This is a genomic window from Rothia amarae (genome assembly GCF_014705945.2).
Lineage (GTDB): Bacteria > Actinomycetota > Actinomycetes > Actinomycetales > Micrococcaceae > Rothia > Rothia amarae.
The window spans coordinates 228641-242915 of sequence record NZ_CP061538.1 but is presented as its reverse complement, the minus strand read 5'-3'; the positions used below and the strand labels follow the sequence as shown (position 1 = coordinate 242915).

Sequence of the window (14275 nt, the reverse complement as noted above, 5' to 3'; positions counted from 1 at the left end):
GAATTATTTTTCTTCGTGAATCACGGTAAGGAATGCTCGCGCAATACCGTGAGTAAAGAGATTGAAATTGACGACGGCGGGGGTGGTGTTCTCGTCGACATCCAACTTTGCGGTATCTACGGCGGTGACACAGAAGGTGTAGCGATGCGCGCCGTGACCGGCAGGAGGAGCAAAGCCGGTGAATTCCAAGGAGCCGCCGTCATTCTTCTGGGCAACAGCACCTGCAGGGAGCTGATCGCCGTGACCGCGCTCTAAGGAAGTGGTAGAAACGGGAAGATTAGCCACGCTGTAGTGCCAGAACCCTGAAGGGGTAGGGGCGTCCGGGTCAAAGCAAGTCACCACAAATGACTTGGTTTCTTCAGGAAAACCGCTCCAGGAAAGCTGCGGCATGGTATCGGTACCCTTTTCGATTCCCATCTTCGCTGAAAGCATCCAGTCTTCGGCCAATCCGCCGTCTTCTACATCGCTGGAACGAAGCTCGAAGGTAGGCAATTCGGGCAAATCTTGGTAAGGCTGGCGGTCAAGCATGTTTCTCCTTAGGTAAGTTTCATTACTGGGTTAAGTCTAGCGAAACTAACCCTGGCTTAGTACTTCTTCAAGCTCTTCGCGCGAGGGCGGGTTAGCACCAGCACGCGATACTGTAATACCTGCGGCGGTTGTGGCGTAGGTCAGCATTTTCTTCAGCTCATCAACAGAGAGAGCAGCCAGCTTTTCAGCGGCAGCGGCCCCTTCAATGTCTCGGTCTAGCAAATAAGCAATAAGTGCTGCCATGAGAGAATCACCGGCGCCTACCGTATCTGCAACTTCAACCCGAAAGGCGGGAATCTCAACGCCAGAAGGAGCCATGGAGGAATTGATGGCGTACACTCCCATCTCACCGCGCGTCACCACTACCAACGAGGCGCCTTTTTCAAGCCATGCCTGTGCGGTCTCTTCGATAGAGCGATTCGGGTACAGCCACAGCAAATCCTCATCGGATGCTTTGATGAGGTCGGTGTGCGGCACCACCGATTCCGCCCACGCACGAGCCTGCGAAGAATCCGGGATGATAGTGGGTCGGCAATTTGGGTCATACGAAATAAGCGCGGTCTCTGCGGCATCTTTCACCGTTTGAACTACCGAAGATGCACCGGGCTCCAACATGGCTCCGATAGACCCCACGTGGACGGCGGTGGAGTGGCGCGTAGCATAAGCAAGCTCATCCTGGGCAGATTCCAGCGACCAGTCAATATCGAACTCATACTCAGCCGCGCCAGACTCACCAATATTTGCCTGTGCAACAGAGGTTTTCTTGTCATCCGCAGAAATCGGAATTTTCACGCCTGAATCTTTCAGGTGAGCCACGATCATCTGCCCGTGTTCATCGCGACCAAACCGACCGATGAACTCCGCGTCATGGCCCAGTCGAGAGACCCCAACTGCCACATTCATCGGGGAACCACCCGGGTGCGCCTGCAACGGCTGGTGGGGCTTATTTACAACGTCTATAAGGGCTTCGCCAATAACTGTCAGCATGCTCACATTCTACCCGTGCGCAGGTGCGGTTATGTCTGAAAACCGTCTGTGTTATCTCTCAACTTCACACACTCCCCCACACAAGACCAAACAGACAAAACACCGGCAACAGATTCATACCCCACAGCACCTGAAACATACAGAACACGCCGCCCAAACCAGTTATGCTTGATGTGCAATTCGATTCAAAAACGTCTCGAACGTGTGCAGACACATCGTGCGTTTTGAACGAATAAGATCCTCCTGCACGCTAACCGATCGATACAAAGGCGTTCGATCGAGGAAGAAGGTTTTTCAGTGGCCACTGCGCTAGAAAACGCACACGAAAAATGGCTCGACCGCGAGGCTGATGCCGAAGCGATGATTCCGCTCATCGGCAAACTCAACCGTGAAAACGGCGTGGTGGTAAGCATCCACGGCCGCTCACTGGTCAATCGCTCTGTCATTCAGATTCTCAAGCTACACCGTTTTGCCCGTCAGATTGATGACGAAGAGCTAGACCCCAAGAACTCCCTCGCCATTCTCAACGAGCTCCTTGCACTCAACCTTGGCCCCTGCTCCATCGGCATTGCCCAGCTCTGGCACAAGTTCGTTGAATCCGGTTCAGATGACCTTGCAGGTTGGCTTCGCAACGAACTCTCTGAGGTCGTCGACAAGAAGGGCGAAGTCGAGCTAGCTCAGCAGGACGTCGTTCTCTACGGTTTTGGTCGCATCGGGCGCCTTCTCGCTCGCATCCTGCTGGAACGCTCCTCCGGTTCAAGCCTGAACCTTCGTGCTGTTGTGGTGCGCAAGAACGGCGAGAATGACCTTCACAAGCGTGCTTCCCTCCTGCGCCGCGACTCCGTACACGGCGCCTTCCGCGGAACCATCCGCGTGGATGAAGAGAACAACGTCATCGTAGCGAACGGTGCACCCATTCAGTTCATCTATTCCTCTGACCCTGCCTCCGTTGACTACACCGAATACGGCATCAATAATGCCATCGTTGTAGATAACACCGGTCGCTGGCGTGACCGCGAAGGTCTTTCCCAGCATCTGCAGTGCCCTGGTGTCTCCCGCGTTCTGCTCACCGCTCCCGGTAAGGGCGATTTGAAGAACATCGTGTGCGGAGTCAACGACAACATCATTACTGATTCAGACCAGATTCTGTCTGCCGCTTCCTGCACCACCAACGCCATCACCCCCGTTTTGAAGGTCATGGGAGATGAATTCGGCGTGGTTCACGGTCACGTAGAAACCGTTCACTCCTTCACTAATGATCAGAACCTCATTGATAACTTCCACAAGGGCGACCGCCGTGGACGTTCGGCAGCGCTAAACATGGTCATTACCGAAACTGGTGCGGCTAAGGCAGTAGCGAAGGCTCTGCCCGAGATGGAGGGCAAGCTCACCGGTAACGCGATTCGCGTTCCCACCCCCGATGTCTCCATGGCGATTTTGAACCTGCAGTTGGAGAAAGCTCCTGAATCTAAGGACGCTCTCAACGAATTGCTCCGCGAGACCTCCTTGCGTTCCCCGCTGCGCCGTCAGATTGACTACACCGATTCCCATGAGGTTGTTTCCACAGATTTCGTTGGTTCACGCACCGCGGGCATTGTTGACGGTTTGGCAACCATCGTCACCGGCAAAACCGCGATTCTCTACGTCTGGTACGACAACGAATTCGGTTACTCCTGCCAGGTTATCCGGGTGGTAGAGAAGATGGCTGGCGCTACCGTGCCGACTTTCCCCAAAGTTGGCTAGGGATTAGCGGGCGCCAACCGCTAATGGGTCACTAAATCAGTGAAAGTGCACTTATTTAAGTGCACTTTCACTGATTTAGTGACCCTCTTCTTTCCGGAACCCAAACAGCACAAAAAAGCCCGGCACCGCCTGCAACGGAACCGGGCTTTTCTAGCGCCTCACCAGATTTACATCATGTTGATGCCCAAAGGTTCTAGTCGAACAACAACCGACTTGTAAACGGGGGTGTTGGATTCTTCAGCAGAGGAATCCAACGGAACCAGCACGTTCGCCTCGGGGAAGTACGTGGTCACGCAGTCACGGGCATGATCGTAAGCCACCACGCGGAAGTTAGGCGCACGACGTTCGCCGTCGTCCCAAACCGACACGATATCCACCAGGTCGCCGTCCTTCAGACCACGCTTTTCGAGATCCTCAGGGTTCACGAAAACCACACGACGTCCGTGGCGAACACCGCGGTAACGATCGTCCAAACCGTAGATAGTCGAGTTGTACTGGTCATGTGAACGCACCGTGGACATCAAGAAGTAGTTCTCAGGTAGGTCAATAACGTTGGTCTCGTTGACCGAGAAATGAGCCTTACCGTCGGAAGTGTTGAATACGCGCTGACGAGGACCGTTAGGCAGGTAGAACCCGCCAGGGCGTTCAATTCTCTCGTTGTAGCGGTCAAAACCAATGATGGTTCCCTCGATTGCGTTACGGATGTTGCCGTAATCGTCAATCATGGGCTGCCAAAAATCGTCCCCGAAGGTCTCGCGACCGATGGAGCAAATGATGTCGACCTCTGATTTGAGGTTGAGATCATTATTCGCGGTGCGCTTACCAATCGAAGCGGAAACCACACCAGCAGAGTTTTCTACGGTAATTTTCTGCGGGCCGGTTGCCTGGATGTCCTCATCGGTACGAGCACGCACAGGCAAAATCAGCGACTTCTCACCAGGCCAAGCATGAGCGCCGTTGGGCTTAGTGGAAAGATGAACGGTCATTTCCTGCTGACTCATGCCACGCTCAACCGCCGAGGTATCAGAGGCAACACGCACCAGGTTACCGCCCAGAGACATGAAGAATTTGTTCTTGCCGTCGCGAATCTGCTTCAGTGAATCCACTGAATCCAGACCATTTTCGCGCGGAGGATTAAAACCGAAGTAATCCTGCAGCGCATCTAAGAATCGGGGAGGCATTTTCTCCCAGATACCAACGGTACGGTTACCCTGCACGTTGGAGTGACCGCGGAAAGGCGCGGTACCGGCACCGGGCTTACCAATGTTGCCGGTCATCAACAGGAAGTTCATAACTTCACGCAAAGTGGAAACAGCGTTCTTGTGCTGAGTAACGCCAAGGGTCCACGAAACAATGACAGACTCAGCCTTTTCAACCATGTCCGCGATACGGCTCACCTCGGTTGCCGAGATACCCGAGCCGCGTTCGAGGACGGCGTCGTCCAACGACATCAGGTGCTTAACAGTCGCATCAAAACCGGAGGTGAACTTCTCGATGAATACCTTATCGATGGCATCGCGGCGCAGAAGTTCGCGGTTGAGCTGCTGGAAGAAAGCACGGTCGCCGTCAAGACGAACCTGCAAGTACTCGTCGGCAAGCTTCTCCGAAACACCGAGCATTCCCTTGACCGACTGAGGTTCTTTGAACTCCATCAAACCGGTTTCAGGCATGGGGTTGATAACAACCATCTTGCCGCCGTTTTCTTTGAGCTTCTTGAAAGAAGTCAACGAACGGGGGTGGTTGGTGCCGGGGTTCTGACCGATTGAAATCAGCAAGTCTGTGGTTTCAAGGTCATTAATGGTGATGGAGCCCTTACCCAAACCAACAGTCGAGGAGAGCGCTACACCGGTTGATTCATGGCAGAGGTTGCCACAGTCAGGCAGGTTGTTGGTGCCCAGACGACGAGCGAGAAGCTGAAAAGCATACGCAGCTTCATTGGACGCACGGCCCGAGGTGTAGAAAACAGCCTGGTTAGGATCGTCCAGAGACTTCAACTGATCCTTGATGAGCGCGAACGCTTTTTCCCAGGAGACGGGGCGGTAATGTTCGTCCCCAGTGGAGCGATCATAGAGCATGGGTTCGGTAATACGGCCCTGCTTGCCCAGCCAGAAGTCAGTCTGGTCACGCAGTTCCTGGACGGTGTACTTTGCCCAGAAATCGGCGTCGGCACGGTCTGGAGTGGTTTCTTCTGAAACAGCTTTTGCGCCGTTTTCACAGAATTCGACCACGTTCATGTCATTCTGGTTTGGCTCAGGCCAAGCGCAAGAAGGGCAGTCGATACCGCCGTGCTGGTTCATTTTCAGCAGGGGCAGAAGTCCGCGGTTTTTACCTGCCATTTCCATGGCGTGGTAGACGCCACCGAGTCCGGCTGCGGAAGTTACGCGGCGTCCAATTTTCGGGTAGTCGTAGGCGTTAGCAACTTCGCTGACGCTACTTACCGTAGGGAGTGTTGAGGTTTCGTGAGGCGCATTCATACTTTCAAATCTAGCAGGTTGCTGAGGGGAAATTAAGGTTCTAGCAACTTTTAGAGACTGCGAAAGGTTGATCAGGAAAATGAAGTCACAGGAGGGGGAGACGTCGGAACGCTGCCTGGGGTTTCTGTACATTTTCGCGTACATCAGTACAAGCTCAAGCATGTATTTTTACTGGAAGAATGTACTTTTCTTTTGTTCTCTTGACGATTTCAAAGCACAAGGCAATTTTTCTTGCTTAAATGGAAAGTATTCTTTACATTTAAAGAAAACACTCTACGAAGAAACTTTCTCAAACATGGATGAAAAACCCCCTAACTCAGTCCGTAGGTGGCGGCGATGGAACGATATTTCACAAAGTGAATTAGCAGAAAAAGTTGCAGTCTCTCGGCAGACCATTGCAAATATCGAAAAAGGGAATTACTCGCCCTCTGTACACCTTGCATTAGAAATTTGCCAGGTACTGGGGAAATCAGTGGAACAAATTTTCGGGAAAGAACAGGAAACTCAGTGAGCGCACTCATCAAACGTTTTGGAGATTTTCATACTGAACTGTCAAAGAATATGTAGATGACGAGTACCAAGAGAAAATCGAAAATCAGTCAAATACAGTTTTCGTCAGTACCTTGCCCTACACGCTCTACTCAATGGGAGCAGTCCTGGCATGGACCATTCCTGGCGTCCGTTCGCTACTCTCGCTACTCGTATTCTTCCCGCTGTTAATTGGCATCGCTTTTGGCCAAGGGTGGAGTAAACATTATGCTCCTCGCCCCAAACCCATTATTCTGCCTGGGACCTTAGCGATCGTCGTCGTTCTGGAGCTGATTCAAGGAGTGGGAATTTTGTACAACGTCGTACTCCGCCAAACCTCAAATTTTGAACTCTTCCCGCTCTTGATAGGAGGAGCAATTGCCGGAGGACTCCTTGGTGCGTTTATCGGTGGGACGGGCGCCGTGAAAAAGATGAACCGAGTTCGGGCGTCTGACACCGCGCGTCTGGAAGCAGAATTAGAGGACTAACTAGCCGAGTGACCGGCGTAGCTCGTTTTGACCACGTATACCTGGTCAAAACAGGCTCAGACGGTCACTCGCCCGTCAAACCTATATATCCAGTTCTCCGGAATACAGGTTGAACCGGTTTTCGCGGGTGAAAGCCACCAGCGTCAGTCCGGCTTCCTTTGCCAGCTCAACAGCGAGAGACGACGGCGCCGACACCGCAATCAGCGCCGAGAAACCCGCCATAATTGCCTTCTGCACCAACTCGAAAGAAGCGCGCGAACTCATCACCAGAATGCGCCCGGGAGTATCAAGGGTATCTTCAAGCATTAGATGCCCAATCACCTTATCGGCAGCGTTGTGGCGACCAATATCTTCACGGGCCACAATCATCGTGCCGTCAGATTCGAAAGCACCGGCAGCATGAATACCCCCGGTACGGCGGAACTGTTTCTGCTCCCCGCGCAACACTTCCGGCAGAGAAAGGATCAAATCAGGGGAAAGTTTGACCGGCTGAACGGGGCGGTAGGCTTTGTCCATAATTGACCCAATGGATGCTGACCCGCACACTCCGCATGCAGAGTTAGTGGTAGTCAACCGCAGGTTTTCAAGACCGGGGGCACGCACATAACTGGCAGTTTGAACGTCCAACACATTGTAGGTGTTCTGGCCATCGGGACCGGTAGCACCAGCACAATAACGGGCATTCGAAACATCCTGTGCCTGGCGAATCAGACCCTCCGAGTGCAAGAAACCATGCGCCAGTTCCAAATCATTACCGGGGGTGCGCATGGTGGTAGTGATGGTGGCACCTGAGAGCCGAATTTCCAGCGGTTCCTCTGCGGTAATCGCGTCCGCACGACGGTCTACCGAGTACGAGCCGTCTTCATTTCGGCGCACTTTGGTGGCGGGAACCGATATGTTAACTCTGCCCATGCGAGAACTCTTTCATTGCTTCTTCTACTTTTTCGATACGGTCACGCACGCCCTGAGCGTCGGTGGCACCCGCGGTTCCTGTTGCCAACCCCACCAAGAAAGCCGACAGAGGCGCTGCGGGGCGAACGGCGTCGTGGGCTACGTGCTTGGTCATGCCCAATAGGTAGGGCATGGTTTCTTTCACGATAGCGGGGTCGAGGTCCAGTTTCTCTGCAACGCTCACCAAAAATTCTTGCGCCTGTTTGAGGTCATCAGGTTCATGTTTGCTCATGCTGGTCTCCTCCTTTGTTCTGCGGTAGGTGTTTTATCAGCATTTTTTACCCGGGTTGTATAACGCGCGGGACAGATTTATTATTTCTTGTCCGGCAAAGACGCCGAGGTTAGTAGTCTTTCAGCCCAAGACCTGCGATGCCGTCTGGCTGATTGTAGAAACTAGCGGCATAGGTTTCGCTGACTTCTTCAAGGGTCGCAGGATCCCACTGGGGGTCACGGTCTTTGTCAATGACTTGGGCGCGAATTCCCTCTTTCATATCGTGTGATCTCATAGCGTTAACTGCCATGTTGTAGTCACGGTTGAGAGTCTCTGCGAGGGTCGCAGTCTTTGCCCGGCGGATACCGAAGAGGGCTGTTTTAATTCCCGTGGGGCTGTTGTGGCGCATTGCTTCGATGAGTTCTGCCGCCAGCGGGTTGCCCTGTTCTGCGTGCTCTGCCACGGCGTCGCGAATTTGTTCGGCGCTGTTCCCGGCGAACGCCGTGTTAATCCAAAAGGCATTCAAAGCCATCACCGATTCAGGGGTGTTGCCCACGAACTTGGAGATCACCAATTCGATTGATTGAGCGTCGGTGGCGCTTTCGAGATAGGAGATAAGTTCGCCAAGTTTTTCGGTGTGCACATAGTAGTCGGCGAGTCCGCAGACTATCGCATCTGCCGCGCCTACGTACCGACCTGTCAGCGCCATTGCTGTGCCGAGCTGGCGGGGCGCCTGTGAAAGTAGCTTGAGCCCACCAATATCTGGAGCGAAACCAATTCCGGTTTCCGGCATGCCCAGCCTAGTTTTTTCAGTGACCACGCGGTGGGAAGCATGCGCGGAGATCCCCACTCCGCCGCCGAGAACGATGCCGTCCATGATAGCCACGATAGGCTTAGGGGACTTAGAAATTCGGTTATTCAAGGTGTATTCGGCGCGAAAGTATTCTTCGCCCTCGCCTAAATCGCCCGAGTCAATCAGGTGGTAAAGCGAGACGACGTCGCCCCCTGCACACAGCCCTTTCTCACCAGCGCCTTGAATGAGCACTGCTTTGACGCGGCTATCGCTCTCGCACTGGGTGAGCGCCCGGTCGATTCCTCGGAGCATGTCATAGCTGAGTGCGTTGAGTGCGCGCGGACGGTTGACGGTGATAACGCCCAGAGTTCCGCGGTTTTCAAAGAGAATCTGGGACTCTTGCCCTACGTGTTCGGTCATGACCTGCTCCTTCGCCTAGAGATACTGCATATCTCCACACTTTACCGCCGTCGAAGCGAAGAGAAGGTGCATCAGTGTTTTCTGTTGCGGTAGATAGCTCCCTGGTGGGGTGGGAGCACCACCTTTGAGGGCACAGCTTTGCCGTGAGCGGCTTCTAATCCGGCTGGAACAGGAATGTTGCCGGAGGGGTGGTCTGAAATATTTACTGCCGCCCACCCTTTAGAGAATCGACGGACGAGCGCACCATTTTTCTCCTGGTACTTCCCCTCAGGTTTGCCCAAGTCCCAGGCGAGTTCCTGCACCCACGGTGTGCTGTTGTGGGCATCGTGTGCGGTGCCTGCGAGCGCCGTCCACTCCCCCGCGCCCCACACCCAGAACGCAGCTAATGCGGCTCGAAAATTGGGGTGGCGGTTGGTACCGTCGGTGGACGCGCGCAGGAGGGTGAGCCGCGGCTGTTTCAGGCGGGTTCCATCCGCTTGCACAAGCTTGACCGGGGCATGAGTTTTCATCATCTGATGCGCCTGTGCCATGGTGGAGGCGACGTCGAGAAATTCCTCAGCGCCCCAGCCCATAAAGACTTCTTCAAAGCCCCCACCGAAGGCGCTGTGGCGCTCCCATTTACCGGGGTCGCAGCGTGCTTCCGCGATATTGGGTACCAGGATCTTGCCCTGCCGGTTGAGTGCTTTGCCGGCGTCCCGAATCAGCCGATCCAGCCCGCGGTGGAAGGTACGGAGCTGCCGCGCTCCGCGAATGGGAAGGTTCAGCCCGTAGTAGTCGCCAAAGAAGTCGTTATCTGCCATGACGCCGTCAAAGGGCGAATCCGCGAGCTCAGCGCTCACGTTTGCTACCCACTGCTTGCGGTAGGCGGGGTTCCACACGTTCATTTGGAAGTGCCCCGGGTAGCCATCCCATTCGATAAGCTGGCCATCCTTGCGCCGCGCAAACCAGCTCTGACCAGCACGTTCTTGTTCCTGCGCCTCGGCGAATGAGACACCCGATGTAAACGGTGCCTGCCCCTCATACTCGCGAGTTGATGAGAGACATTTGTAGCACAGCACCGTTATGTTCGGGTTGAGCTCTTTCAGACGACGCGCGGCGTCCACCTCGCGCGGTTGCAGAATCGCCACCGAGTAGTGTTCGGCAGCGAACTTCACCTGCGTATCTGTGATTTCTTCTCCTCCGTAGCGAACCCACAACCCATTGCTCCTACGCTGGTTTGGCAAAATACTCCCTACTGAGATGAAAGGTCGAACAGAACGGGGCTGGTGCGCTCTTTATCAATCCGCCGAGGTTTCTTATGCTCTCGCTGACCTTGGGGAACGAAAGTGTCTGATAGTTGCTTGTTCTCACCGGCTAGCGTAGGCAGGAGAGGCGCAGAAGGAACACTCTTCACCGATTCAATGGTCATTCCCTGCTGCTCAGGTTTAAGTTCCAGACCACCGAGTTCGCGGTAAATAAAGTTATAGCGATCCATCACATCGTGAAGTTGGAAGAACTTAATAACGCGCTCACGAGCGTTGATGCAGAGCTGCTCATAGAATGCAGGGCTATCCATCACCTGCTTGAGAGCAAGCGCAAACCCCTCAGGGTCCCCCGCCTGGGTCAAGATTCCGCAGCGTTCCACCATATCGCCGTCGTCGGTAATGAGAGTGTCATCGAGGAGCTGGGACATGCCGCCGACGTCCGAGCCGATGACGGGGATGGACGCGCTCATCGCCTCCAGCGCCACAATCGGCTGACCTTCGTTGTAAGAGGGCATGACGAGGACGTCGAATTCGCCCAATTTTTCGCGCACATTCACCGTGCCGTGGAAGGTGAAGTAATCTTCTAGGCCCTTCGCCGCGATGGCTTCGCGGCACTGGTCGTAGTACCAGGGCACATGCTGGGTAGGTCCTAAGCAGTCGATGTGCAGCGAATACCCTTCTTCTTTGAGTAGATCTACCGTGTCGATGAGGTCTAGCAACCCCTTAATCGGTACCACGCGAGCAATGAAGACAAACTTCCAGTGGTGATTTTTACCTTGTAGTTCAATTTTTTCGCGGGCGGTTCGACGCATGGCGTAGGCTTCGTTCACATCCGAAATCAGCATTCCATTAGGCAAAATAACAGAGCGTTCTTCGATGCCATCTAGACCCTTCGCTTCTTCAATCGCTTTGGGGTAGAGGTAAGTGATTTTTTCGGCGCTGGGGTAGCAGAAGCGTCCTATCTGAATCCACCAAATCATCCACGCACGCTGTTCTTCGGTGACATCAAAAACATCCGGATCGCCCACCTGCACGGGGTAAGACATATTGCGATCGAGCAGAGTATTGATGGTGTCGCGGATGTAAAGATTATGTTCAGTTAGCAAGAACGAACCACCGTTATCGCGGGCCGCAGCAGCACTAATGAGCGAAGCGTAACCGGTGGTGTGTGCATGGTAGACGCGCGCATAGGGCATGCGCTCGTGCAAGAGGGCATACGCTAGCGAGAAGAAAGTGCGCAGCAACCAAAACGCATCAGAGAAGCTCATAGTCCCCACCGACATGCGACTGAAAAACACCTGCATGAACTCTTTAGTTCCAAGAAGAGCCCAACCGGGGAACTGCCGGCTCTTCTCCGAGAACATACGGTCATAGACCTCCCAGAGTGGGTTCGTATCGGCGTCATTGACCAGCGCCAGCAACGCATCAATAATCGTATGCGACTCCGCCGTACGCTGTCGCGCGTTGAGCTTAAGGTCCTTCGTCGAGTAGGCGAACCCATCCCTATGCTCCTCCAAGCTGATAAAGATAGTCTTCACCCAGCGCACGTTCTCAGGCACACCGTAGAGGTCTTCAGAGGGAGAATTTTTGTCCCAGGCAATGTGGATAATTCCAAAAGAAATATCTGGATTGGTCGTCACGATATCGTGCACCACCGCCGACACCCCGCCCTTCAAAAACGGGTAGGTGGATTCCATGACGATAGCGACGTCGACGTCCTCATACTGAGGATCCGAATAGTGTTCAATAATTTCAGGGGTGCGAAGTTCTTTGTAAACGGTGGTTGCAGTCAAAGGACTACCTCTTTCAGCGAGTGTTTGTGTTGTTGATAAACGCCCATCCCCAGGCGTTCAGGGGGTTTTACCAGGCCATAGCGTGGCGCCAGAAAAGGTCATATGCAGGTGCTTTCCAGATGCGGCGAAAGGCAACATAAGAAACCATCATCAGAACAACTTCCCCCACCATGATGATGAAGTAACCGCCAGTATGCGGCACTAGACCAAAGGCGATAATGCACAGCAACAGGTGGGCTAAACCAATCATCTGCGGTATCGTATGCGAGCCGAGGTAGTCCACCTGATAGCTGTAAATAGTGACGGCAAGGAACAACCAGGACGAGACGATGACGGCAAGCGCCAGCGCAAAAGATTCGTGAACAAAGATGAACATCAAGAGCGCAACGATTGCCGAACTGACAGCGGCGACCATCAGCGTACGGCGGGTGGAATCAACCACGCGAGTTTCAACCTTGGCAGAATAACTCTGCACCTGGCGGTAGCCCTTAGACTGGATGGTCTCACGCAGACGAGCCACCGCCCGATCAACCTTGGTTGCCTCTGCCGCAAAGAAATAGTTGTAGGCGATAACTGCCGGAACCAGACCCATGTAAACGGCGACGACGTCCATGTGCCCGCCCTGAACAATGAACAGCACATACTTATCTGCCCAGAGGACGGTTCCTAGCAAGAAACCGCGCAACATTTCTTTAGCGATATCTGAATAGTTCAGACTCTTGAAAGCGGTGAGATAGCGCAGATGCCGGCGGAGAACGAAAAGCATCACCAACATGCCCATCAGCGGAGGCAGGAACCACACGGTAGGGAACAAAAGCAATGCCAGCGCGTAAGCCAGCCAAGCAAAAGCCCAGGTATTGCGGTTAGTGGTCGGAAGGTTAGCAATAACCAAAAGCTGCCCGAATGCCATATTCAAAAATCCCAAGAGCAGGAAGGCAAATAGGGCGGCGAAATCCCAGTTCAGGGCAAAGTAGAAAGGTGCGGCAAAGACCAGCAACACCGGTAAAACCGCTACGCAGGTACTGAGCCAATACTCGGCAAACCGGCGCATGCAGGCGTCCATTTCGCGGTCTGCGAGCAAATCTCCCATAGACCGGTAGATGGGCAAGCAGATGCTCTGCGACATCCACGGCACCGTAATGGAAACAGCAAGAATGATTTCGGTGAGCTGCGTGCGCCCTACCGTTACCTCAGAAATCCGCGGGGTGACCAGCGGGAATATAGTGGTTAGAAGAATTACCGGGGAGAGATACAGAAGAAACTGATAAAGGAATTTTGTTCGTTTGAACCGAAATTTTGACCTTTTGGTGTTGCTAATTAGCGCGGTTGACAAAGCTGCGACCTTTTCAAGGGGAGTGCGAGATGTAGATAGATAGTTATTTAAAGGTAACCCTGCGCCCTTGAACAGTGAGTGAACTTCGGGTAGTATTCACACAACTTCCACTATAGTGGGGACAGAAATTACTCTTTTCGGGAGTACTTCCGCTTATCAACCCACAGTTTATGACGCAGAGTGAGTCATCTTTTGTAATATGACGCTCCCCTTGGGAAGTAATTTTTGGTGGGGCACCAAACGAATTGAGGTACTCCTTTGAACGAGTACCTCATACCAAATACCAGAAAGACGTGCCAGATACCGCCTCCACGCGGTACCTCATTTACTTCTCTGGTATCTCAGCCTCCGCACCTACTTAAAAAGAAAAAGCCCCAGCTAAAGCTGAGGCTTAAAAAGAAATCCACTTGCATGTTAGAAGCCCATGCAAGTGGATTTGTGGCTCCGACCGGCGTCGATCCGGTGACCTCACGATTTTCAGTCGTGCGCTCTACCAACTGAGCTACAGAGCCAGGCATACCCTTAGATATGCCACAACCGCGCTTCTTCTAAAAGAAACACGGTCGGAGCGACCCCGACGGGACTTGAACCCGCGACCTCCGGCGTGACAGGCCGGCGCGCTAACCAACTGCGCTACGGGGCCATCGTTGAAATCAACCAAAGTTTCAATCAACTAGGCCGTAAATCCGAAGATTTACAGTACCCCCAACGGGATTTGAACCCGTGTTACCGCCGTGAAAGGGCGGCGTCCTAGGCCGCTAGACGATAGGGGCTAGGTAGAG

12 protein-coding genes and 3 tRNA genes are annotated in these 14275 nt (G+C 53.6%); 3 read left to right on the top strand and 12 right to left on the bottom strand.

Annotated features, from left to right (window positions below; genetic code table 11):
* Window positions 1-3: 3 nt before the first annotated feature.
* Window positions 4-528, bottom strand: coding sequence for a YbhB/YbcL family Raf kinase inhibitor-like protein (locus IDM48_RS01185; RefSeq protein ID WP_190617701.1), 525 nt, complete (start codon window positions 526-528; stop codon window positions 4-6).
* A gap of 45 nt (window positions 529-573) precedes the next feature.
* A complete protein-coding gene (locus IDM48_RS01180; RefSeq protein WP_190617699.1) occupies window positions 574-1515 on the bottom strand; it encodes a carbohydrate kinase family protein in 942 nt (313 codons plus the stop codon).
* 360 nt (window positions 1516-1875) lie between these two features.
* Between IDM48_RS01180 and IDM48_RS01175 the strand changes: the two genes are divergently transcribed.
* Entirely contained in the window at window positions 1876-3258 is a 1383-nt protein-coding gene (locus tag IDM48_RS01175) for a glyceraldehyde-3-phosphate dehydrogenase (protein ID WP_238398061.1), read from the top strand.
* 167 nt (window positions 3259-3425) lie between these two features.
* Here the strand turns inward: IDM48_RS01175 and IDM48_RS01170 are convergent, their stop codons facing one another.
* Window positions 3426-5732 (bottom strand): FdhF/YdeP family oxidoreductase, encoded by a 2307-nt coding sequence (locus IDM48_RS01170; RefSeq protein ID WP_190617695.1) that lies wholly within the window; start codon window positions 5730-5732, stop codon window positions 3426-3428.
* A 79-nt stretch (window positions 5733-5811) separates the two neighbouring features.
* Between IDM48_RS01170 and IDM48_RS11885 the strand changes: the two genes are divergently transcribed.
* Complete coding sequence (locus tag IDM48_RS11885; RefSeq protein WP_476655334.1) at window positions 5812-6243, top strand: helix-turn-helix transcriptional regulator; 432 nt, start codon at window positions 5812-5814, stop codon at window positions 6241-6243.
* Between the two features lie 112 nt (window positions 6244-6355).
* Window positions 6356-6748, top strand: coding sequence for a hypothetical protein (locus IDM48_RS01160; RefSeq protein WP_151146299.1), 393 nt, complete (start codon window positions 6356-6358; stop codon window positions 6746-6748).
* A gap of 81 nt (window positions 6749-6829) precedes the next feature.
* Here IDM48_RS01160 and fdhD read toward each other — a convergent pair whose 3' ends face one another.
* The 9 genes from fdhD to IDM48_RS01115 form a co-directional block, all read right to left on the bottom strand.
* Complete coding sequence (fdhD, locus tag IDM48_RS01155; protein ID WP_068172442.1) at window positions 6830-7660, bottom strand: formate dehydrogenase accessory sulfurtransferase FdhD; 831 nt, start codon at window positions 7658-7660, stop codon at window positions 6830-6832.
* Window positions 7647-7931, bottom strand: coding sequence for a DUF6457 domain-containing protein (locus tag IDM48_RS01150; RefSeq protein WP_068172445.1), 285 nt, complete (start codon window positions 7929-7931; stop codon window positions 7647-7649). The genes fdhD and IDM48_RS01150 overlap by 14 nt, the downstream gene beginning before the upstream one ends.
* 109 nt (window positions 7932-8040) lie before the next feature.
* On the bottom strand, window positions 8041-9123 hold the full coding sequence (locus IDM48_RS01145; RefSeq protein ID WP_068172446.1) for an enoyl-CoA hydratase/isomerase family protein: 1083 nt from the start codon (window positions 9121-9123) through the stop codon (window positions 8041-8043).
* 71 nt (window positions 9124-9194) lie between these two features.
* Entirely contained in the window at window positions 9195-10346 is a 1152-nt protein-coding gene (locus IDM48_RS01140) for a putative glycoside hydrolase (RefSeq protein WP_068172449.1), read from the bottom strand.
* A gap of 8 nt (window positions 10347-10354) precedes the next feature.
* Window positions 10355-12160 (bottom strand): GT4 family glycosyltransferase PelF, encoded by a 1806-nt coding sequence (gene pelF / locus IDM48_RS01135; protein WP_238397998.1) that lies wholly within the window; start codon window positions 12158-12160, stop codon window positions 10355-10357.
* 67 nt (window positions 12161-12227) lie between these two features.
* Window positions 12228-13493 (bottom strand): hypothetical protein, encoded by a 1266-nt coding sequence (locus IDM48_RS01130; RefSeq protein WP_190617692.1) that lies wholly within the window; start codon window positions 13491-13493, stop codon window positions 12228-12230.
* A gap of 439 nt (window positions 13494-13932) precedes the next feature.
* Window positions 13933-14005, bottom strand: a tRNA-Phe gene (locus tag IDM48_RS01125).
* Between the two features lie 57 nt (window positions 14006-14062).
* A tRNA-Asp gene (locus IDM48_RS01120) sits at window positions 14063-14136 on the bottom strand.
* 57 nt (window positions 14137-14193) lie between these two features.
* A tRNA-Glu gene (locus IDM48_RS01115) sits at window positions 14194-14266 on the bottom strand.
* Window positions 14267-14275: the final 9 nt, after the last annotated feature.